This is a genomic window from Hymenobacter terrestris, from assembly GCF_013377905.1.
Taxonomy (GTDB): Bacteria; Bacteroidota; Bacteroidia; order Cytophagales; family Hymenobacteraceae; genus Hymenobacter; species Hymenobacter terrestris.
Genome location: NZ_JABKAV010000010.1, coordinates 25,117 through 44,967 on the forward strand (window position 1 = coordinate 25,117; position 19,851 = coordinate 44,967).

General features: G+C 61.2%; 19 protein-coding genes, 1 tRNA gene, 1 other RNA gene and 1 riboswitch. Of the genes, 15 read left to right on the top strand and 6 right to left on the bottom strand.

The genetic code is table 11. The annotated features are described in order from the left end of the window. Positions 1-156: 156 nt before the first annotated feature. Together HW556_RS05440 and guaA are read right to left on the bottom strand one after the other, a co-directional pair. Positions 157-1,272 (bottom strand): inorganic phosphate transporter, encoded by a 1,116-nt coding sequence (locus HW556_RS05440; protein WP_176898742.1) that lies wholly within the window; start codon positions 1,270-1,272, stop codon positions 157-159. Positions 1,273-1,475: 203 nt separating this feature from the next. Then, positions 1,476-3,008 (bottom strand): glutamine-hydrolyzing GMP synthase, encoded by a 1,533-nt coding sequence (gene guaA, locus HW556_RS05445; RefSeq protein ID WP_176898744.1) that lies wholly within the window; start codon positions 3,006-3,008, stop codon positions 1,476-1,478. 296 nt (positions 3,009-3,304) lie between these two features. On the opposite strand from guaA, the gene HW556_RS05450 reads away from it, so the two are divergent. From HW556_RS05450 to HW556_RS05475, 6 genes are all read left to right on the top strand, one after another. Further along, complete coding sequence (locus HW556_RS05450; protein ID WP_176898746.1) at positions 3,305-3,700, top strand: carboxypeptidase regulatory-like domain-containing protein; 396 nt, start codon at positions 3,305-3,307, stop codon at positions 3,698-3,700. Positions 3,701-3,818: 118 nt separating this feature from the next. Further along, an RNA gene (ffs, locus tag HW556_RS05455) (signal recognition particle sRNA small type) lies at positions 3,819-3,915 on the top strand. Between the two features lie 248 nt (positions 3,916-4,163). Beyond that, complete coding sequence (fsa, locus tag HW556_RS05460; protein ID WP_176898748.1) at positions 4,164-4,820, top strand: fructose-6-phosphate aldolase; 657 nt, start codon at positions 4,164-4,166, stop codon at positions 4,818-4,820. 104 nt (positions 4,821-4,924) lie between these two features. Continuing rightward, positions 4,925-5,128, top strand: a complete 204-nt coding sequence (locus tag HW556_RS05465; protein WP_176898750.1) for a fructose-6-phosphate aldolase — start codon at positions 4,925-4,927, stop codon at positions 5,126-5,128. A gap of 159 nt (positions 5,129-5,287) precedes the next feature. Further along, positions 5,288-5,986 (top strand): cell division ATP-binding protein FtsE, encoded by a 699-nt coding sequence (locus HW556_RS05470; RefSeq protein WP_176898752.1) that lies wholly within the window; start codon positions 5,288-5,290, stop codon positions 5,984-5,986. 122 nt (positions 5,987-6,108) lie between these two features. Then, positions 6,109-6,999, top strand: coding sequence for a glycosyltransferase family 2 protein (locus HW556_RS05475; RefSeq protein ID WP_176898754.1), 891 nt, complete (start codon positions 6,109-6,111; stop codon positions 6,997-6,999). A gap of 111 nt (positions 7,000-7,110) precedes the next feature. On the opposite strand, the gene HW556_RS05480 is transcribed toward HW556_RS05475, so the two are convergent. Continuing rightward, the gene (locus tag HW556_RS05480) at positions 7,111-8,004 is read right to left on the bottom strand and encodes a DUF6565 domain-containing protein (protein WP_176898756.1); all 894 of its coding nucleotides are present in this window, start codon (positions 8,002-8,004) and stop codon (positions 7,111-7,113) included. Between the two features lie 183 nt (positions 8,005-8,187). Here HW556_RS05480 and HW556_RS05485 point away from each other — a divergent pair, with 183 nt between their 5' ends. The 3 genes from HW556_RS05485 (at position 8,188) to HW556_RS05495 (ending at position 11,000) form a co-directional block, all read left to right on the top strand. After that, entirely contained in the window at positions 8,188-9,351 is a 1,164-nt protein-coding gene (locus HW556_RS05485) for a DegT/DnrJ/EryC1/StrS family aminotransferase (protein WP_317170478.1), read from the top strand. A gap of 66 nt (positions 9,352-9,417) precedes the next feature. Beyond that, positions 9,418-10,227 carry a M48 family metalloprotease gene (locus tag HW556_RS05490; RefSeq protein ID WP_176898758.1) on the top strand — a complete coding sequence of 270 codons (810 nt, stop codon included), beginning with the start codon at positions 9,418-9,420 and terminating at the stop codon, positions 10,225-10,227. Positions 10,228-10,403: 176 nt separating this feature from the next. Then, positions 10,404-11,000, top strand: a complete 597-nt coding sequence (locus HW556_RS05495) for a carboxymuconolactone decarboxylase family protein (RefSeq protein WP_176898760.1) — start codon at positions 10,404-10,406, stop codon at positions 10,998-11,000. A gap of 56 nt (positions 11,001-11,056) precedes the next feature. Here HW556_RS05495 and HW556_RS05500 read toward each other — a convergent pair whose 3' ends face one another. Further along, complete coding sequence (locus tag HW556_RS05500) at positions 11,057-11,767, bottom strand: M48 family metallopeptidase (protein ID WP_176898762.1); 711 nt, start codon at positions 11,765-11,767, stop codon at positions 11,057-11,059. 142 nt (positions 11,768-11,909) lie between these two features. Between HW556_RS05500 and HW556_RS05505 the strand changes: the two genes are divergently transcribed. The 5 genes from HW556_RS05505 (at position 11,910) to HW556_RS05525 (ending at position 18,091) form a co-directional block, all read left to right on the top strand. Continuing rightward, positions 11,910-12,926, top strand: coding sequence for a Gfo/Idh/MocA family protein (locus HW556_RS05505; RefSeq protein ID WP_176898764.1), 1,017 nt, complete (start codon positions 11,910-11,912; stop codon positions 12,924-12,926). A 38-nt stretch (positions 12,927-12,964) separates the two neighbouring features. Continuing rightward, positions 12,965-13,732 (top strand): EcsC family protein, encoded by a 768-nt coding sequence (locus HW556_RS05510; protein WP_176898766.1) that lies wholly within the window; start codon positions 12,965-12,967, stop codon positions 13,730-13,732. 234 nt (positions 13,733-13,966) lie between these two features. Beyond that, positions 13,967-14,059, top strand: a riboswitch (SAM riboswitch). Positions 14,060-14,447: 388 nt separating this feature from the next. Next, complete coding sequence (locus HW556_RS05515; RefSeq protein ID WP_176898768.1) at positions 14,448-15,446, top strand: ATP-grasp domain-containing protein; 999 nt, start codon at positions 14,448-14,450, stop codon at positions 15,444-15,446. A 55-nt stretch (positions 15,447-15,501) separates the two neighbouring features. Beyond that, positions 15,502-16,521 carry an LLM class flavin-dependent oxidoreductase gene (locus HW556_RS05520; RefSeq protein WP_176898770.1) on the top strand — a complete coding sequence of 340 codons (1,020 nt, stop codon included), beginning with the start codon at positions 15,502-15,504 and terminating at the stop codon, positions 16,519-16,521. Positions 16,522-16,621: 100 nt separating this feature from the next. Then, a complete protein-coding gene (locus HW556_RS05525) occupies positions 16,622-18,091 on the top strand; it encodes an amino acid permease (RefSeq protein WP_176898771.1) in 1,470 nt (489 codons plus the stop codon). A 124-nt stretch (positions 18,092-18,215) separates the two neighbouring features. Here HW556_RS05525 and HW556_RS05530 read toward each other — a convergent pair whose 3' ends face one another. Both HW556_RS05530 and HW556_RS05535 read right to left on the bottom strand, forming a co-directional pair. Then, complete coding sequence (locus HW556_RS05530; protein ID WP_176898772.1) at positions 18,216-18,641, bottom strand: DUF4890 domain-containing protein; 426 nt, start codon at positions 18,639-18,641, stop codon at positions 18,216-18,218. A gap of 244 nt (positions 18,642-18,885) precedes the next feature. Continuing rightward, positions 18,886-19,602 (bottom strand): SH3 domain-containing protein, encoded by a 717-nt coding sequence (locus HW556_RS05535; protein ID WP_176898773.1) that lies wholly within the window; start codon positions 19,600-19,602, stop codon positions 18,886-18,888. Between the two features lie 80 nt (positions 19,603-19,682). Between HW556_RS05535 and HW556_RS05540 the strand changes: the two genes are divergently transcribed. Then, positions 19,683-19,758, top strand: a tRNA-Lys gene (locus tag HW556_RS05540). The last annotated feature ends 93 nt before the right edge of the window (positions 19,759-19,851 follow it).

A 19,851-nucleotide genomic window follows, 5' to 3' on the forward strand; every position in this document is an offset into this window, starting at 1 on the left:
AAAGGGGTAAGTAGGGGAGGGAATTGAGTCGGCGTGTCATGCTGAGCGCAGTCGAAGCATCTCTACCGCTTCGTTGGATTACTACCGCAACGAAGCGGTAGAGATGCTTCGACTGCGCTCAGCATGACGTTCTGTTTTTGGTCTTTAGAAGGCCCATCACTGGCCCAGCGTGTGGAAGGCGTAGTAGAAGCCCGCGCTCAGCAGCGCGGCCACCGGCAGCGTGAGCAGCCACGACAGCCCGATTTTGGCAATCTCGCGGGAGTTGGCCGTGCCGTTTACCAGTCCGATGCCATAGATGCTGCCCACCGATACGTGCGTGGTGGATACCGGCAGGCCAAATTTGCTGGCTGCAATCACCAGCAGGCTCGTTATCAAATTGGCTGTGAATCCCTGGCCGTGGTTGAGTTTCGATATCTTCTTGCTCATGGTGTCGGCCACTTTCCGCGCATTCAGCAAGCCGCCAATGGCCATGGCCACGGCCAGAATAAGGACGTTGACGGGCATGGCGAAGAACTTGCACAACAGCAGCAGTCCCACCAGCTTGGGCGTGTCGTTGAGGCCGCGGGCAAAGCTCATGGCCGCGGCGCTGGCGTAGTGCAGGTTGTTGATCAGGGGCTGAAAGTTCAGGCCGATGAACTGGCCCTGGTAGAGGTTCTGGCATTCGGCCTGGGTGCCCGTGCCGGCTCGTAGCGTGGGCAGCGTCGTGAAGGCCGCAGTAGGCACCGAGGCCACTGGCACCCAGGCGTCGCCCACGCACACGCACGATGCTTCGGTGATGCCCGCCGCCCGGCGGCCCTGCCGAAACAGCACGTACACCAGGCTACCCAGCACCACGGCCAGTACCGGCCCCAGAATGAGCGGCAGAAAAAAGCTGGCCCCCAGCTTGGCAAAATTCACCGCCGTGCCCACTGCCACCAGTCCGGCCCCCACCAACGCGCCCACCAGCCCGTGCGTGGTAGAAATAGGAAAGCCAAACCGCGTGGCCAGCAGCACCGTGACGCCCGCCGCCAGCGCTACCGACAGCGTGAACTCAACCGACTGAATAATATCGTCGGGCACCAGCCCTTTGCCCGAGAAGTTCTTAATCAGCTCCTCGGCAAAAAAATACGAGCAGATGGAGCCGGCAAACGTAGCCACCGTGGCCAAAATCAGGGCCGGGCGGTAGGCCATTGTACCGCTGCCCCACAGCGTAGCTACGCCCTTAAAGTTGTCGTTGGCGCCGTTGGAGTACGTGAGCAGCAGAACCGCCAGAAACAGGAACAGAAGCAGCATAGGGAGCGGTACTAAAAAGCCTAAGCAAAAGCCCCACGCCAGATACCGGCGTGGGGCTTATGGGGCAATCTACGGCGGTATTCCGACCGTTGGTTTCACCGGCTCAGGAAATAGTTTCCGGCTGGCTCGTGGCGCAACACCAATCGAAGTACAGCGCAGCTACACCTCGCCCTTCGGGCCGAATCAAGGCGTGCGGTTTCCGCTTATTCCCACTCAATAGTAGCCGGCGGCTTGGAGCTGATGTCGTACACCACGCGGTTGATGCCGCGCACCTGGTTGATGATTTTGTTGCTGACTTCGGCCAGGAACTCGTAGGGCAGGTGCGACCAGTCGGCCGTCATGCCGTCCACGCTGGTTACGGCGCGCAGGGCCACCACCTGCTCGTAGGTACGCTCGTCGCCCATTACGCCCACGCTCTGGATGGGCAGCAGCATCACGCCGGCCTGCCACACCTCGTCGTAAAGGCCGTGCTCTTTGAGGCCGTTGATGAAGATGGCGTCGGCGCGCTGGAGCAGGTCTACTTTATGGGGCGTGATGTCGCCCAAGATGCGGATGCCCAGGCCGGGCCCGGGGAAGGGGTGGCGGTGCAGGATATGGCCCGGCAGGCCCAGTGCAGCACCCACTTCGCGCACCTCGTCCTTGAACAAGGCCCGCAGCGGCTCCACAATCTTCAGGTTCATCTTCTCGGGCAGGCCGCCCACGTTATGGTGGCTCTTGATTGTCACGGCCGGGCCGTTTACCGATACTGACTCGATTACATCGGGGTAGATTGTGCCCTGGGCCAGCCAACGGGCGCCATCTACTTTCTGTGCTTCCTGATCGAACACCTCGATGAACGTGCGGCCTATGGCCTTACGTTTCTGCTCGGGGTCGGTGAGGCCTTCGAGGGCCGCGTAAAACTCGGCGCTGGCGTCCACGCCGCGCACATTCAGGCCCAGGTCTTTGTAGGAGTGCAGTACGTCTTCGTACTCATCCTTACGCAGCAGGCCGTTGTTCACGAAAATGCCGTGCAGCCGCGAGCCAATGGCGCGGTGCAGCAGCAACGCCGCCACACTCGAATCGACGCCGCCCGAAAGGCCCAGAATTACCTGATCCTGCTCGCCAATGGTGGTTTGTAGCGTGGCCACCATGCTATCCACGAAGTGCTCGGGCGTCCAGTCCTGGGCGCAGCCGCACACGTCTACCACGAAGTTGCGCATCAAGCGCTTGCCGTCCGTTGAGTGCGTTACTTCAGGGTGAAATTGGATGCCGAAGGTTTGCTGACCTTCGATTTCGTAGGCCGCCACCGCTACATCGGGCGTGCCGGCAATGGCCAGAAAGCCCGCCGGTAGCTCATTGATAGTGTCGCCGTGCGACATCCAGACCTGCGAGCCGGGCTCCAGGCCATGCAGTAGTGGGTGGTGCTGGTTGATGTGGCTGAGGCGGGCGCGGCCGTACTCGCGGATGGTGGCTGGCAGCACCTCGCCGCCCTGCTGGTGGGCCAGCAGCTGCGCGCCGTAGCACACGCCCAGCACCGGCACCCGGCCCAAATAAGCGCTCAGGTCGGGGTTGGGCGAGTCGGCGTCGCGCACCGAGCAGGGCGAGCCCGAAAGCACAACGCCCCGGATATCCTCAGTGAGGTCCGGGGCGTGCGTAAACGGGTGGATTTCGCAATAAACATTCAGCTCCCTAATGCGCCGGGCAATGAGCTGGGTGTATTGCGAACCGAAATCGAGGATGAGAATTTGTTCAGGCATAGGCAAAATTAGTGTGCCGAATCCATACCAACCCTACTTTCTGGCTTTTTTCTGCCGTCGCCCCGCCGGGGCTGCGGCCGCCGCCGGCCAAACGGCGGCTTCTGCGGGGCCAGGGCAGGCGTTGGCCGTAAATGCGCCCTGCCGGTTTGGCGCCCGTTCCGAAACAGGGTACTTATGCACTAGCTCACTCCTGAAATCACTGCCCCGACCCGAGATGCTGAACTATCAGCAGCGGCTTCGGTCGTCTGGTCTTTAGGCTCTCGCAAAGCAATGTTTTCGTTCTCAACCTTCCTGTTATGCTACTTTCTTCTCTGATTTGGTCGCTGCTCTCCTGGAGCATATTCGCATGGCCCGGGGCTCCGTTGCCGGCCACGCCGGGGGGGCAAGGCCCCGCTACCCGCGAGGTATACGGCAACGTCACCGACCTTAAGGATACTCCCGTAGCCGGTGCCTCAGTCTCGGTCGGCACCGACAGCAGGACCCTGGTTGTTACCAACTCAGAAGGCCGGTTTCTACTTAAAGGCAGCGCGCTGGAATTCCGCCTGCTCATCACTTCCGCGGGCTACCACGATACCAGCGTGGTTGTGCCAGCTGCCAGCACTGCCTTCAATGCCCGGTTGCGGCCCATTGCCAACTACAAACGCCAGTTCAAGCGCCAGTACAAATCAGCAAAGCGAGCCTACAAAAATTAAGTCCTCTGGCGAACAAGATAAGTGCTTCAACGCAAAGTAATTGCTGCCGGAAAGCCGCGTAAACCGCATTTATTTTAGCTGGCATGCCGAATTCCTGCTAACTGTGCCTACCTTTGACCCGGCGAGTCAGAACGACCAGCTCCTGCTGAATTCCCCCAGGACCGGAAGGTAGCAAGGGTAGGTGGTTGAGCGGTGCGATTTTGGCTCGCTTTTTTTTGCACCACGGAGTAGCGCGAATTTTTTTTGGATTGCACGGATTTTGTAGCCGGACCAATCTGCTCGTCGCTGACCTAAGTATACAGTTTGAAGAAAACATAAAAGGCGGCCCGTTTGGGCCGCCTTTTTGTTTTTGCGTACTTTGCGCCGCCGGCCGTTGCCGGCTTCCGGAGGCAGAGCGGCCCGCTCAACGGCTCGTTCCTGAAATCCGTGAAATCCGATAAAATCTGCGCTAATCCGTGATCTGATGAAGTTTTTTCTCGATACCGCCAACCTCAAGGAAATTCAGGAAGCCGTAGAGCTGGGCGTGCTTGATGGCGTGACCACCAACCCTTCGCTGATGGCCAAAGAGGGCATCAAAGGCACCGATGCCGTGATGAGCCACTACAAGCAGATCTGCGAACTCGTGGACGGCGACGTGTCGGCCGAGGTAATCGCCACCGATTTTGAGGGCATGATCCGTGAGGGCGAGGCGCTGGCCGAGCTGCACCCCAATATTGTGGTGAAAGTGCCCATGATCAAGGAAGGCGTGAAAGCTATCCGCTACTTCTCCGATAAAGGCATCAAGACTAACTGCACGCTGATTTTCTCGGCCGGGCAGGCCCTGCTGGCCGCTAAAGCTGGTGCCACGTACGTGTCGCCCTTCGTAGGCCGCCTCGATGATATCGGGCACGACGGCCTGCAGCTGGTGCAGCAGATTGTGGACATCTTCAGCAACTATGGCTACCCCACGCAGGTGCTGGCCGCCTCGGTGCGCCACGTACCGCACCTGCTGCAGTGCGCCGAGCTGGGTGCCGATGTGGTTACCTGCCCGCTGAGCGTAATTATGGGCCTGCTCAACCACCCGCTCACCGACAAAGGCCTGGCTACTTTCCTGGCCGACCATAAGAAGGTGAATGCCTAAGGGATTTTAGGGAATTGGTTTGTTGAGGTCCTGGATGACGTTCAACGGCTTTCTGCAGGAACGTCATCCAAGGCCCCACCAAACCACGACCGCAAGTTCCCGCCATGTACATCATCAAAGTAAAGGGTAAGGCCAAGATTCCGGACTACATTCAGTTGCGAGACCAGGAGTTTGTGCTCATTGCCTACTTCCGGGCCGACCGCCCGTTGAAGGATCTGCACCGCTACGGCCTCGAAGGCAAAGAAACCGAGCTGGCCGGCGTCATTAGTGACCTCGAATTTGGCAGGCTGCAAAAGCTGGAAATATAGGCTTCGGATCAGAGGATTTTCTGTCATTTTGAGCGAAGCGAAGGACTTGGGAAGCAGGTAACTACTGATAGCTTTTCCAGGTCCTTCGTTCTTGCTCAATGCGCAACATGCTCAGGATGACAGGCTTTTTCGGACAAAAATGCCCCATAACCCCACACTATGACCGTTATTGAGCTGCACGACGCCTACATAATGCAGGACGTGAACACCGTACTGCAGAAGGTAACGTTTGCACTGGAAAAGGGTGAGTTTGCCTACCTGGTCGGCCGCACGGGTTCGGGTAAAAGCTCGTTGCTGAAGACGCTGTACGCCGATTTGCCGCTGCCCGCCGGTACCGGCTCGGTGGTGGGCTTCGGGCTGCCCCGCAACATGGGCAGTAGCGGCAGCGACAAAGTGCCCTACCTGCGGCGCAAGCTGGGCATCATCTTCCAGGATTTTCAGTTGCTTTTCGACCGCTCGGTGGCCGACAACCTGCTGTTCGTGCTTAATGCCACCGGCTGGAAAGGCAAGGCCCGCAAGCAGCAGCGCATTTCGGAAGTGCTCATGCGCGTGGGACTGGCCAGCGTGGCCGGCAAAATGCCCCACCAGCTTTCGGGTGGCGAGCAGCAGCGGGTGGTAATTGCCCGGGCGCTGCTGAATGAGCCGCTGCTGCTGCTGGCTGACGAACCCACCGGCAACCTCGACCCCGACGTGTCGGACAGTATTATGAAGCTGTTCGTGGAAATCAATAATGCCGGTACGGCCGTGCTCATGGCCACCCACAACTACCAGCTCATCGAGCAGTACCCGCACCGGGTATTGAAGTGCGAGCAGGGCCAGCTGATTGACTCGGCCATTACGCCTTTTGCCCTGAGCTAAGCCCGCGCGGTCCAAAAAAACTGGGCGCTGCTGACAACCAATTGGCTCGCCTGAGCCTCCAGGTGTAGGCAGCTGTCCCGCCCAACGCTCCTTTCCCATCCGCAAGCCCCTACCCGTCGCGCATGATTGGGCTCTCCGTGCTGATTCCGGTATTTAACCACGACGTGCGGCCGCTGGTGCGCGCGTTGCTGGCGCAGGTCGCCGATTGGCATGGTCCTGTCGAAATCCGCTGCCTCGACGATGGCTCACAGCAGTCGTTTCGGGTGCTGAACCGGGAGCTGGACGGGCTGCCCGGCGTGGTATATGCCGAACTGGAGCGCAACGTGGGCCGGGCGGCCATCCGCAACCAGCTGGCCGCTACTGCCCGCTACGCGTGGCTGCTGCTGCTCGACAACGACAGCCGCCTGCCCGACGACCAGTTTTTGGCGCGCTACCGGGCCGGCCGCTACCTGGCCCCGGTACTGGCTGGCGGCACCGTCTACGAAACCACCCCTCCCGACAACGACGCCCTACACCTGCGCTGGCTGTACGGCTGTAGGCGCGAAGCCCGGCCGGCCGCCGTGCGCCAGCGTGCCCCGCATGGCCAGCTCACGCTCAACAACCTGCTTATTCAGGCCGGCGTTTTCCGGGAGTTGGGCCTCGACGAAAGCCTGACGCGCTATGGCCACGAAGACACCAAGTTCGGCTGGCTGCTCCGGCGCTCCGGCATAGTGGTGCAGCACCTCGACAACCCCGTGTTGCACGATGGCCTGGAAGCGGCCCCCATATTTCTGCAGAAAAGCCACGATGCCGTGCGCAACCTCGTGCAGCTGTACCGGGCCGAGGGCCTGGGCGCCGAAACGCGCCTGCTGGGCGCTGCCCTGCGGTTGCAGCGCTGGGGCCTGAGCGAGGCCGTGCGCACCACCTTCAGCCTGCGCCAGGCCCAGGTGCAGCGCAACCTGCTCTCGGCTCGCCCCAGCCTGCGCCAGCTCGACGCCCTCAAGCTCTACTGGCTGCTGACGGAGTTGCGCTAAGGTGCAACCAGTGCCGGCCGAGTAGCGCGCCTCTCGGTGAGGGTACGCAAAAGCGCCGGCTCTTCCAGAGAAGAACCGGCGCTTTCAGCGGTTTTGCAGACAGTTTGCAGGCTAGTCGTTGTCGGTGTTTTTCACTTCCGACTTCACTTCCTTGTAGGCACCTTTCACGGCTCCACCTACTTTACTACCTACTTTGGCGGCTCCCTGGCCAACGTCCTTGCCGGCTTCCTTTACATCGGAGGCAGTGTTGCTAGCGGCCCGGCCCACAGCCGAACGCTCGTCCTGGGTTTCGTTGGCTACTTCGTTGGCCGCGCCTCCAATAGCGTCGGCTCCCTGCGCGGTGCGTGCTTCGGCCTTATCGAACGATTTGAAGGCGGCGTATTTCAGCTTTTCCTTCTGGATCTCGGCCAGATCATTAACCGGAATGTCGCCTTTTACGTTGTCGTAGGCTTCGTCGAGCGCCCGCCACTCGGCGTTGATGTTGCGCCAGTCGTTGATGTCGTATTTATCCTCGTTTTGCTTGATGTCGTTGACGAACGACTCGTACGTCTGGCGGGCGTTGGCCGCCGTTACGCGAGAGGCCGGCGAGCTAGGTTTGTAATACTTGCCCAACTGCATTTCTCCCGCCGAAGCCATGCCCGAACGGTTGGTCCAGGAGGCCTCGCGCTTATCGTAAGCCGTAGTGTAACGGTTACGCAACTGCTCGATTTCCTGACGGCGAGTGTCGTCATACTGGTCGGCGTATTTGTCTACGGCCGCCACCCGGCTGTCAAAGTCGGCCTTCATCTGGGCCGTTTCGCGGTTATAGTCCTCCTCAGTTGCGTTGGCCGCGGCTTCCGCTCTGGTTTCGGCGTCGGAAACGAAGGTCTGAAAATCGTTGTAGGCCTGGTCTTTATCGGCGGCCATTTCGGTTTGCTGAGCGTTGCTGCAGCTGGTTTGCGTGAACATACCGCCGGCCAGCAGCAGAGCCGAGAGAGCCGGGATGGTGAGGGTTTTACGAAGCATAAGAAGGGGGTTAAAAAGGAAAGGGGAGTTGCTGGAGAGAGCAAAATTGGCCGGAGCCTTTGGGGTCTAACGCAAACCTGCAACTTGCGGTTGCGGTAGCTTAGGGTGCGGGTACGTAGGGTACAGCCCGGTGTGGCGCGCTGTATATTTGCCGTTCTGGTTGCTTTCCTTTTCGATTTGTCCGTGTCTGTTTCGCCCTTGCCTGTCGCGCCGCCTGCGCCTATCCAGCTGCTCGATTTACCGGCCCAGCATGCTCCGCTGCAGGCCGAGCTAAACGCCGCCGCTGCCATCTGCCTGCACGAAGCCGCTTTCATTCAGGGCCCGGCCGTGGGGCAATTTGCCGCCGAGCTGGGCCAGTACTTGGGCGGCCCGCACGTGGTGCCTTGCGCCAACGGCACCGACGCGTTGCAGCTGGCCCTGCTGAGCCTGAAGCTGCCGGCCGGAGCCGAGGTAATAGTACCGGCCTTCACCTACGTGGCCACGCTGGAAGCCGCCGCCGTGCTTGGCCTGCGCCCAGTGCCGGCCGATGTGATGCCCGGCACTTTCAACCTCGACCCGCAGGCCGTGGCCGCCGCCCTCACGCCCCGCACCGGGGCCATTATGGCCGTACACCTGTTCGGGCAGTGCGCCGATTTGCAGGCCCTGCGCCAGCTGGCCGACCAGCACGGCGTGTCCCTCATCGAGGATAATGCCCAGGCCATCGGGGCCACGTTTCAGGCTGAAGACGCGGCCACCTGGGTGGCCGGCACGGTAGGGGAGGTAGGCACCACTTCGTTTTTCCCCAGTAAAAACCTAGGCGGCTTTGGTGATGGAGGTGCGCTATTTACGCGGGATGCCGAACGGGCCGACTATCTGCGTCAACTAGCCAACCACGGCCAGACGCGCAAATACCACCACCAGCATATCGGCCTGAATTCGCGCCTCGATACGCTGCAGGCCACCCTGCTGCGCGTGAAGCTGCCGCACCTGCCCGTCTGGACGGCCGCCCGCCAGCGCGTGGCCGCCCGATACGATGCGCTGCTCGCGGGCCTGCCGGGCGTTGCGGTGCCGGCCCGCGACCCGCGCAGCACCCACGTTTTTCATCAGTACACGCTTACCATAGCCGACGAACCCGGCCGCCGCGACGCGCTGCAGCAGTTTCTGGCGGCGCGCGGTGTGCCTACGGCCGTGTACTACCCGCTGCCAAACCACCTGCAGCCGGCCTACGAGTACCTGGGCTACCGGGCCGGGCAGTTCCCGGTGGCCGAGCGCCTGTGCCGCACCGTCCTCTCGCTGCCCATCCACCCCACGCTTACCGATGAGCAGGTGGCCTACGTAGCAGCGCAGGTGCGGGCGGGGCTGGAATAGGGGCTTGGCCCGGTTTTTTCTTTTCGCCCTCGTAGTTCTGTTTTTCTCCTCCTGATTCCCTCATCTATGCGCGTTTCCTTCCTCACCATTCTGCTGCCGCTGGCCGGCGTTGCGGCACTTACCACGGCCGCTATAACCAAGCCCGCACAAGGCTTCAACATCTTCTCGGTGCAGCAGGATATTGAGCTGGGAGCCCAGGTAGCGCGCCAGACTGATTCGCTCTACCGGGCAAAAGGCCAGCTGATGAGCCGCAGCAGCAACCCCCGCGCCTACCAGTTGCTCGACGGCGTGGTGAAGCGCGTGCTCGACAGTGGCCAGCTCAAGTACCGCAAGGAGTTCCCCTGGGATGTGCAGCTCATCAAAGACGACAAAGTGCAGAATGCCTTCGCCACGCCCGGCGGCCATATTTACGTGTTTTCGGGACTGATTAAGTATCTCGACAACGAGAACCAACTGGCCGGGGTGCTGGGCCACGAAATTGCCCACGCCGACCGCCGTCACAGCACCCAGACCATGCAGAAGCAATACGGTACCAGCATGCTGCTGGGGCTGCTGCTGGGCAACCGTTCCAACGGCCAACTCGTGCAGATTGCCGCCGGCCTGGGCCAGCTCAAGTTCAGCCGCAGCTACGAAATCGAGGCCGACAAATATTCCACCGTCTACCTCAACGGCACCCGCTACTACGCCTGCGACGGTGCGGCTGGCTTCTTCATCAAGGCTGAGAAAGAAGGCGGTGCCCGCTCCCCGGAGTTTATGAGCACCCACCCTAACCCGGGTTCCCGCGTCCAGAACATCCAGAACAGCGCCCGGCAGCTGGGCTGCACCGGCCGCACCGTGAGCAACAAGAATTTCGAGGAGTTGAAGCGGGTGTTGTAGCGCACGGCAGTAACGCCGAAGCCGCCGAGTAGGGCATGGCTGTCCTACTCGGCGGCTTCGGCGCTACTGCCCGTTTCGGACATTTGGTATGGGGATAATAGTGATTTGGCCGCCCGCTTTGGCCGAAACGCGTACTTTCGCCGGCTCTTGGCTTCCTCACTCCAACTCCCTTGCTTATGGCTACTCCGCTCGTAACGCCACTTGCCCCCGATGCTAACCCTGAAGTGGCAGAGATGGCGGCTTTCTTCAACGAAACGCTGGGTTTCTGCCCCAACAGCGTGCTCACCATGCAGCATCGGCCGGCCATTGCCACGGCCTTTATCCAGCTCAATAAGGCCGTAATGGCCAACCAGGGCCGGGTAACCAGCGCTCTAAAGCGCCTTATCGGCTACATCAGCAGCCACGCCGCTGGGTGTCAGTACTGCCAGGCGCACACTATTCTAGCGGCCGAGCGTTACGGGGCCGAACAGCAGCAGCTCGACCATATCTGGGAGTACCCTACGCATCCGGCTTTTTCGGAGGCCGAGCGGGCCGCCTTGGCATTTGCCGTGGCTGCTTCGGCCGTGCCCAATGCCGTGAGCGAGGCCGTTGGCCAGACGCTGCGCCAACACTGGACGGAGGGCGAAATCGTGGAAATTCTGGGAGTAATTAGTCTTTTTGGCTACCTCAACCGCTGGAACGACTCGATGGGTACCCACCTGGAAGAAGGTGCCGTTGCTGCTGGGCAGCAGCACCTTGCCGGCCGCGGCTGGAGCCCCGGCAAGCATGCCTGATCCGTTAGCCTAAGCACGAAAATCAGCAGTTGTTCGACCTGATCCGGGCGTAGCGCTTAGTCGGCGTCGGGGGCGGCAGTGGGGGCCAGCAGCACTCGGTTTAGTTCGTTCCGGTGCGTACGCCAGTCGGGCATGAACTGGTCTACCAGGCCCCAGAAACGGGCGTTGTGCAGTCGCTCGTGCAGGTGGGTCAGCTCGTGTACCACCACGTACTCCAGGCAGGGCAGGGGCCGCTTGATGAGCTCTAGGTTCAGCCAGATGCGGGCCGCCCCGATATTGCAGGTGCCCCAACGGGTCCGCATCTGCCGGATGCCCCAGGCCGCCGCCGTGCGCCCTACTATCGGCTCCCACTTGGCCAGCAGCCCGGGCAGCCGCTGCCGGAGCTGCTGGCGGTACCAGGCCGCCAATATGGCCTCGCGCTGAGCGGCAGTGCTGTCGGCGGGCGCGTAGAGGTGCAGTTGCTGGGTGTCGGGCTGCAGCTCCACGCGGGGCCGGATGGCGGGGCGCACTTTTAGCGCGTAGGGTTGGCCGAGAAAGGGCACGGCATCCCCTGTTTCATAGTGCAAGGTTGGGGCCGGCTCGCGGGCGGCAAACCGCTGTTGGTGCTGCTCAATCCAGGCCCGGCGGGCCTGCACGAATGCCTCGATGGCCGCCGTAGGCGTGTGCAGCGGCACCGCCACCCGGATGCGGCCGCCGGCATACACCGTCAGTCGCAGGCTGCGCATGCGCTGGCGCACGAGGTCAATCTGGAGTCCGGCAATTTCCATGTTTGAAAGTTTCAGGCCGCAAGCTACAAGCTGCAAGTCTTTCTGTTACGCCTATCTTTCTGAGGCGCTAGTTTCTCGGACTACCTGATGGAGGCTTGTTGCCCGAAGCTTGTAGCTTGCGGCCTGAAGCTTGCAGCTCACTATGGAATCAGCCGTTCGTTTTGTTATCTGCGGAGTGGGCCACATCGGCCGCCGCCACGCCGCGCTGGTGGCCGCCCACCCCGAGGCCCAGTTGGTGGCGCTAGTCGATAGCCGGCCCGAGCTGGTTCCGGCGCTGGCCGACGATTTTCCCGGCGTCCCGTTCTTCGCCTCCCTCGACGACTACCTCAGCCACGGTCCCGCCGCAGACGTGCTGACGGTAGCCACGCCCAACGGCTTGCACGCGCAACAGGCCATTCAGGGCCTGCGGGCGGGGTTGCACGTGGTGGTCGAGAAACCGCTGGCCCTGCACAAATCCGACGCCGAGGACATCGTACATACGGCCCTGCAAACCGGCCGTTTTGTGTTCGGAGTGATGCAGAACCGGTACTCGCCGCCCGCCGCCTGGCTTAAGCAGATAGTGCAGGAAGGCCGGTTGGGAAAGGTGTTTCTGGTGCAGCTCAACTGCTTCTGGAACCGCGACGAGCGGTACTACACGCCCGGCAGCTGGCACGGCACCCGCGTCGCCGACGGTGGCACGCTCTTCACGCAATTCAGCCACTTCGTCGATTTGCTTTACTGGGTGTTCGGCGACATCACCAACATCTCGGCCCGCTTCCGCGACTTCACCCACGAGCACCTCACCGAGTTCGAGGACTCGGGCCTGGTGACGTTTGACCTCGTGCGCGGCGGCAGCGGCACGCTGCAGTACAGCACCGCCGTCTGGGACCGGAACCTGGAAAGCTCGCTGACGGTGGTGGCCGAGCGTGGCAGCCTGCGCCTGGGCGGCCAGTACATGGACAAAGTAGAGTACTGTCACCTGCAGGATTACACGCTGCCCGCGCTGCCGCCCACCAACCCCGCCAACCAATACGGCCCCTACCAGGGCTCGGCCGCCAACCACGTCCACGTTATCGACAACGTAGTAGAAACCCTCCGGCAACGCGGCGTAGCAACAACCAACGCGCTGGAAGGCCTGAAAGTAGTAGAAATGATTGAGCGGATTTATGCGCTACGGTGAGCGGCCCTTGTGCTAGCTGAAATGTATATTCACCTCTGATGCTAACCCCCGACCCTTACGACCAGCAAGCCCTTACTGACCTGCGCTCTTGGCAGCAGCGGATGCAGCGCAAGCCCAGCCTGCTGAACCGCTTTACGCGCCAGCTGCAGTCCCGGCTCAATGCCCTGCTGCCCGAAAAGCTACACCGCGCCCTCACGGCTACCATCCAGAAAATGGTGGAGGGCGTGCTGTTCGGCTCGCAGCATACCACCCGCCAGCCGGTGCAGCAGGGTACGCTGGCCGAGCGCGAGGAGCAAGTGCGGGCCCGCATCCGCAACTACCGCAACGCGGCGGCCGTGGAGGGCGGCGCTACCGGGGCCGCCGGCTTCCTGCTGGGCCTCGCCGATTTCCCGTTGCTGCTCGGCATCAAGCTCAAGCTGCTCTTCGATATTGCCGCCCTCTACGGCCACGATGTGCGCCAGCTTTCCGAGCGGCTCTACCTACTGCATATCTTTCAACTGGCCTTCAGCAGCCAGCACACCCGCCGCGAAACCTACCACCAACTGGCCGACTGGCCCGCCACCGGGGCCACTGCCACTGCCGAAACCTTCGATTGGCGCCAGTTTCAGCAGGAGTACCGCGACTATATCGACCTGGCCAAAATGGCCCAACTGCTGCCCGTGGTGGGGGCGGCTGTGGGGGCGGTGGCCAACTATCGTTTGCTGGCCCAACTCGGCGAAACAGCCATTATGGCCTATCGTATGCGCTTGTTCGCTCAAGCACCCGAGTCGCAGCCGACTATCCCGCCGGCCGCGTTGCCCGAATAGTCCCGGTCTGCTGAGGAATAATATCAAAAATGCCCCGACGGTTGCCATCGGGGTATTTTTTGTGTGTATTGAATAGAAGGAAGAACGAGTTAAAATGCGCTTTCTGCCGCCGTTTACGGCACAGGCCGCGCGGTAAATGGGTGCTGAGAAGGTAGCGCAGACGGGCGGGTAGTTGCCGGGGCAGCAATCTGGTTCTACCTTTGAGGCATCAATTCTTTCTTCCCCGAAGGATTGTTTTTATAAAGAGGCGCTGAGAGACAGGCTCGATGAAGCGTCGGCAACCATCCGCAACCGCGGGCACGGTGCCAAGTCCTGACCATATAAAAACAAGTTACCGTGGACGCCTCCAACAACGCCCTGCTTTCTTCCGCCGCCCTTATTGCTACGCCCGCCGTGTTCCGGCACCGGGCTGGTATGTGCTGCTGTTGGGGCTGTTGTTGCCGGGCCTAATTACCGGTCGCGGGCCACTGTGCCCGCCTAGCCGCTGAGTAAGCGCGAGCCCAAGGCCCGCCGCTCCGCTGGCGTCCCCTCTTCCCTTTTTGCTGGATTATCCGCTTGGCCTGCGCAGGTCTGGTCGGGCCGTTGGGCTCGTCTGGGTTTGGGGCGTTTGCGCCATAATATGGGCTGGGGAGCGTCCGGCTGCGGGCCGGCAGGGGTGGCGTTGGCTGTGCTCAGGGGTTTTCTGCCTGCTTTTTCACCCTTTTTTTTCCTGGATATGACTGCTGCCACCAAGCCTATTGGCATCTACTTCGAGCACCCCGAATGGTTTAAGCCACTGTTTGCCGAACTCGATCGGCGCGGGCTGGCCTACGAGAAAATCGACGCCGCCCACCACCTTTTCAACCCCGCCGAGCAGCAAAGCCCCTACAGCTTGGTGGTGAACCGCATGAGCTCCTCGGCCTACCTGCGAGGCCACGGCCAGGGCATTTTCCACACGGCCGGCTACGCCACGCACCTCGAGCGCATCGGCACGCGCATCATCAACGGCTCGGCGGCTACGGCCATCGAAACCAACAAGGCCCGGCAGCTTTCCCTGTTCGAGACGCTGGGGCTGGGCTACCCCGCTGCGCGGGTGATAAACCACGCCAGCCGGGCAGTAGAGGCCGCCCGCGAGCTGCGCTTCCCAGTGGTAGTTAAGGTGAACATCGGGGGCAGCGGGGCCGGCATCATCCGCTTCGATACGCTGGCGGGTCTGCAAGCCGCAGTGGAGGCCAATCAGCTGGATCTGGGCCTCGACCAAACGGCGCTGGTGCAGGAGTACGTGACGCCCCGCGGGGGCCACATTCACCGGGTCGAGACGCTCAACGGCAAGTTTCTCTACGCCATGAAGGTGTACACGACCGGCGAAAGCTTCAACCTGTGCCCGGCCGAAATCTGCCAGATTCCGGAGGAGCAGTCGGCCGAGTTTTGCCTGACCGAAGCGCCTAAAAAGGGTATTCAGGTAGAAGCCTTTACGCCCCCGGCCGAGGTAATCGAAGCCGTGGAGCGCATCGTGGCCGCCGCCAGCATTGATGTGGGCGGCGTGGAGTACCTGATTGATGAACGCACCGGCCAGGTGCTGTACTACGACATCAACGCGCTGTCCAATTTCGTGGCCGACGCCGTGAACGTGGTCGGCTTCGACCCCTACGCCCGCTTCGTGGACTACCTCGAAAGCCAGCTCCCGGCCGAAGCAAATACGCTGAAGGCCCCGTTGGCCGCATTAGCAGTCTGATTGCCTGTTTTCCTGAAAACCCGAAGCCCCAAGGCTTCTTAACCACTCTGCAACTATGAAATTTGGCTATTGGATGCCCGTTTTCGGGGGCTGGCTGCGCAACGTCGTCGACGAGCAGATGCCCACCGACTGGACTTACGTGAAGGAGCTGGCTCGCCGCAGCGAAACGCTGGGCTACGACCTGACCCTTATTGCCGAGCTCTACCTCAACGACATTAAGGGGCCCGAGGCGCCCGCGCTGGAGGCCTGGAGCACGGCCGCCGCGCTGGCCGCCGTAACCGAGCAGCTGGAAATTATGGTGGCCGTGCGGCCCACGTTTCATCAGCCGGCGCTGCTGGCCAAGCAGGCCGCCAACATCGACCTAATTGCCCCCGGCCGCCTTTCGCTCAACGTGGTGAGCTCGTGGTGGCGCGATGAGGCCACCAAGTACGGCCTGCACTTTGAGCAGCACGACGACCGTTACGCCCGCACCCGCGAGTGGCTCGACGTGGTGAAAAACGTGTGGGAGCACGACCACTTCAGCTACGACGGCAAGTATTACCAGCTCACCGACAACGTGCTGCAACCCAAGCCCGCCAAGGCCCCGTTCCTGTACGCCGGCGGCGAATCGGAGGCGGCCAAAGACTTGATTACGACCCAGTGCGACGGCTACGTGATGCACGGCGACTCGCCTGCCCATATTGGGGCCCGCATTGCCGACATGCGCCGCCGCCGCGAGCAGAAAGGGCTGCCACCGATGAAATTCGGGGTGGCTGGCTACACCATTGTGCGCGAAACCGAGCAGGCCGTCAGCCGGGAACTGGCCCGCATTACCGACGTAAAAGCCACGGCTGCTGGCTTCGGCAACTACCAGCAGTGGCTGGCCGGTACCCAGCTCGAGCAGCAGGTGTCGCTGCAGGATTACTCGGTTTCCAACCGGGGCCTGCGCACCGGCCTCACCGGCACGCCCGCCCAGCTCCAGGACCGGATCGGCGAGTTCGAGCGGGTTGGGGTCGATTTCTTTCTGTTGCAGGCCAGCCCGCAGCTCGAAGAAATGGAGCGCTTCTCGGAGTCGGTTATTCGGGTGCTGGCTTGAGTGCTGGTCTGATTTTATTACCCCAGTGGGCCGCTACCGGCCCGGTTCATTTTTACCCGGATGCGCGCTGCGGCAAGCGGCGCGCATCCTTGCTTGTTGTATGCTTAAAAAATCATTGGAACTGCTGCGGCAGGAAGCGGCCGAAACAGGCAGCAACACCCTCAAACGAAGCCTCAACGGCTTCAACCTCATTACCATCGGTGTCGGCGTAATTATCGGGGCCGGGCTGTTTTCGCTAACCGGCATTGCTGCTGCCAACAACGCCGGCCCGGCCATCACGCTCTCGTTTATCGTGGCGGCCGTGGGATGCGCGTTTTCGGCCCTATGCTACGCCGAATTTGCCTCCATGGTGCCGGTGTCGGGCTCGGCCTACACCTACGCCTACGCCACTATGGGCGAGCTGTTTGCCTGGATTATCGGCTGGGACCTAGTGCTCGAATACTCGGTGGGCGCGGCTACGGTGGCCATCAGCTGGTCGCAGTACCTGCTCAATTTCCTGGCCAAATACGGTATCCACCTGCCCCCGCAACTGGTTATGTCGCCATTCGAAACGGCCACGCTGGCCGGCGGCGGGGGCGAGGTACACGGGCTGGTGAACGTGCCGGCCATGCTCATCGTGCTGGCCATTACGCTCATCATCATTCGGGGTACGGCCGGCTCGGCGTGGTTCAACGCCCTAGTCGTTACGCTGAAAGTGGCCGTGGTGCTGGTGTTCATCGGCCTGGGCTGGCAGTACATCGACCCCGCTAACTACCAGCCCTATATTCCGGCCAATACCGGCACGTTCGGCGAGTTTGGCTGGAGCGGAATATTACGCGGGGCAGGCGTCATTTTCTTCGTGTTCATCGGCTTCGATATCGTGGCCACTATGGCGCAGGAAACCAAGAACCCGCAGCGCAACCTGCCCATTGGCATCCTCGGCTCGCTGGCGGTCTGCACCGTGCTGTTCGTGCTTTTCGGCTACGTGATGACGGGTTTGGCCAACTACACCGAGTTCAAGAACAGCGCCGCGCCGGTGGCCATTGCTATCGAAAAAACACCCTATGCCTGGCTGTCGGGCGCGGTTATTCTGGCCATCATCATTGGCTACACCTCCGTCATTCTGGTGGATTTGCTGGGCCAGAGCCGGGTGTTCTTCAGTATGGCCAAGGATGGGCTGCTGCCCCCGGTGTTTGCCCGCATCAACGAGCGGTTTCGCACGCCGCTGCAATCCAACCTGCTGCTGGGCCTGTTCATTGCCCTGTTCGCGGGCTTTGTGCCCATCTCGGTAGTGGGCGAAATGACGAGCATCGGCACACTGCTGGCCTTCGTGATGGTGTGCGCGGGCGTGCTCATAATGCGCAAGCGCGAGCCCGACGCACCCCGGCCTTTCCGCACGCCCTGGGTGCCGCTGGTACCCATTCTGGGCATTCTCACCTGCGTAGTGATGATGGTGTCGATGCCCTGGGAAACTTGGCTGCGCCTAGCCGTTTGGCTGGCCATTGGGCTGGTCATTTACTACGGCTACGGCCGTAAGCACAGCAAGCTGGGCCAGCAGGCCCGGGCCGCTGCCGCACGGCCGGTGCTATGACCCCAACGTCGGCTGGCACCACCAGCGCAGGCCGGAGGGAGCATTAGAATTCACATAAGCGACAGGGCCCCGACGATTAATCGTCGGGGCCCTGTCGCTTATGTGGTTGCTAAAATGGTCTTGTTTAGCCCTTGTTCTGACGCTTCGCTTGGTGCTTGGCCTTTTTGTCGGCCTGCATCTGTGCGTATTTGGTGTACTGGTCGGCGCTCAGGATCTGCTTAAGCTGGGCGTCGTATTGGGCCCGCTGACCTTTCATGGCCTGATGGCGCGCCTTTCTATCGGCTTTGGCTACCGTGCCGGCCTGGCCTTTGTTGGCCTGCTGCTGCTGAATACGGGCCAGTTGCAACTGGCGCACCTGCTGGCTCTGGGCGGCCGAGAGGTTGAGGCTTTTAGTGAGCTTCTGCGCGGCGCGGTCGGCACGCTGCTCAGGAGTCAGGTCTTGCTTCTGGCTCTTCTGGTACTGGCCACGGACGGTTTTTACCGGAGTGATCTGGGCCGAAGCGGCCGCTGAAATCGAGAAGGCGGCAAGAAGGATGAGGAGCTTTTTCATGGCGTATGTATGGGGAAAGTGCTGTTTGCAGAAATGGTGTCCGACAGCCAGCCAATCCGGCTGCGGGCTTCTGATAGAGCAATTGCAACTCCGGTGCCAGTTTGTGCCGATGTTGCCCTAAATACACAGCTTTTAAAATTTAAATTTTCCCGTTAAACCTTTGGTTATATTTTCTATCGTTTATGCTAATTTATTGAATAACAGGTATTTATATTTTTACGGACAATATAATCTGCTCAGGGTGTTATTCAACCAGCAGCAGATTTCTTCGTCGGATATAGGCCTCCCGGTCCTGCCAGCGCACCCGATACCACAGGTCCTGCCGGCCCACCACCTCAAACCGGTCACCGGCGGCGGCGGTGGTCAGCCAGGTAGCCCCGGCGCTGGGGCCGGCCATAAGCGGGGCGCGGGCGCGCGCTACAAGCCCTACCCGAGCGGAGGCCAGCACGTTTAGCGCCAGGCCCACGCCCAGCAGGTAGCTGCCGTACACGGCCCACCAGACCCGGTCGGCGGTGCGGCGGCGTAGCAGCAGAGCTGCCCCGGCCACTATGGCCAGCAGCAGAAGGCCCTGCAGCAAGCGGTAATAGTAGCGTTGCAGTGTGATAAACAGGCTTTGCCGCCAAGTGTCGGGGTAGCCCGTCAGGCGGTGTTCCTGGGCCAGGCTCACCATTTTCTGCCAGGTAGCGTAGCGCGGCTCCAGATTCTGAGACACACTTAAGTAATAGAGAGCGGCCGGATAATGGCCCAGCACCTCCTGGGTGTAGGCCATGCGCAGCGCCTGCCGGCCCGATTGCAGGCCGTCGGAGTCGCGAGCCTGCCGGTACCAGGGGTACGCCTGGGCCACCTGCCCGACCCTGTACAGCGAATCGGCTTTTTGAAGCGCCGGACTAACTTTTTGGGCCTGAATCGGTTGAGCGAAACTCAGGAGGAGCAGGAAAAAAAGGGGGGCTTTTTTGAGCAAAACAGTTGCACAGTTAAATCCGGGACTCTACTTTTGTGCCACAATCAGCCACAAGGGCTTATTGCCAGCACAAAGAAACTGATTCTGTAGCTCAGCTGGTAGAGCAATACACTTTTAATGTATGGGTCCTGGGTTCGAATCCCAGCGGGATCACCAAAACCCTTCCTACGCTTTGTAGGGAGGGTTTTTTCTTTTAGCACGATTGGCAGCGGTGCCACCTGACCGCGCCGGCTCCACCCGGCCTAGCTG

Coding starts and splice junctions, on each gene's coding strand:
- HW556_RS05465 (WP_176898750.1), top strand. CDS start 4,925: ATGTACATCATCAAAGTAAAGGGTAAGGCCAAGATTCCGGACTACATT.
- HW556_RS05450 (WP_176898746.1), top strand. CDS start 3,305: ATGCTACTTTCTTCTCTGATTTGGTCGCTGCTCTCCTGGAGCATATTC.
- HW556_RS05520 (WP_176898770.1), top strand. CDS start 15,502: ATGAAATTTGGCTATTGGATGCCCGTTTTCGGGGGCTGGCTGCGCAAC.
- HW556_RS05475 (WP_176898754.1), top strand. CDS start 6,109: ATGATTGGGCTCTCCGTGCTGATTCCGGTATTTAACCACGACGTGCGG.
- HW556_RS05510 (WP_176898766.1), top strand. CDS start 12,965: ATGCTAACCCCCGACCCTTACGACCAGCAAGCCCTTACTGACCTGCGC.
- HW556_RS05495 (WP_176898760.1), top strand. CDS start 10,404: ATGGCTACTCCGCTCGTAACGCCACTTGCCCCCGATGCTAACCCTGAA.
- HW556_RS05530 (WP_176898772.1), bottom strand. CDS start 18,641: ATGAAAAAGCTCCTCATCCTTCTTGCCGCCTTCTCGATTTCAGCGGCC.
- HW556_RS05480 (WP_176898756.1), bottom strand. CDS start 8,004: ATGCTTCGTAAAACCCTCACCATCCCGGCTCTCTCGGCTCTGCTGCTG.
- HW556_RS05440 (WP_176898742.1), bottom strand. CDS start 1,272: ATGCTGCTTCTGTTCCTGTTTCTGGCGGTTCTGCTGCTCACGTACTCC.
- HW556_RS05515 (WP_176898768.1), top strand. CDS start 14,448: ATGACTGCTGCCACCAAGCCTATTGGCATCTACTTCGAGCACCCCGAA.
- guaA (WP_176898744.1), bottom strand. CDS start 3,008: ATGCCTGAACAAATTCTCATCCTCGATTTCGGTTCGCAATACACCCAG.
- HW556_RS05525 (WP_176898771.1), top strand. CDS start 16,622: ATGCTTAAAAAATCATTGGAACTGCTGCGGCAGGAAGCGGCCGAAACA.
- HW556_RS05490 (WP_176898758.1), top strand. CDS start 9,418: ATGCGCGTTTCCTTCCTCACCATTCTGCTGCCGCTGGCCGGCGTTGCG.
- HW556_RS05470 (WP_176898752.1), top strand. CDS start 5,288: ATGACCGTTATTGAGCTGCACGACGCCTACATAATGCAGGACGTGAAC.
- HW556_RS05500 (WP_176898762.1), bottom strand. CDS start 11,767: ATGGAAATTGCCGGACTCCAGATTGACCTCGTGCGCCAGCGCATGCGC.
- fsa (WP_176898748.1), top strand. CDS start 4,164: ATGAAGTTTTTTCTCGATACCGCCAACCTCAAGGAAATTCAGGAAGCC.
- HW556_RS05505 (WP_176898764.1), top strand. CDS start 11,910: ATGGAATCAGCCGTTCGTTTTGTTATCTGCGGAGTGGGCCACATCGGC.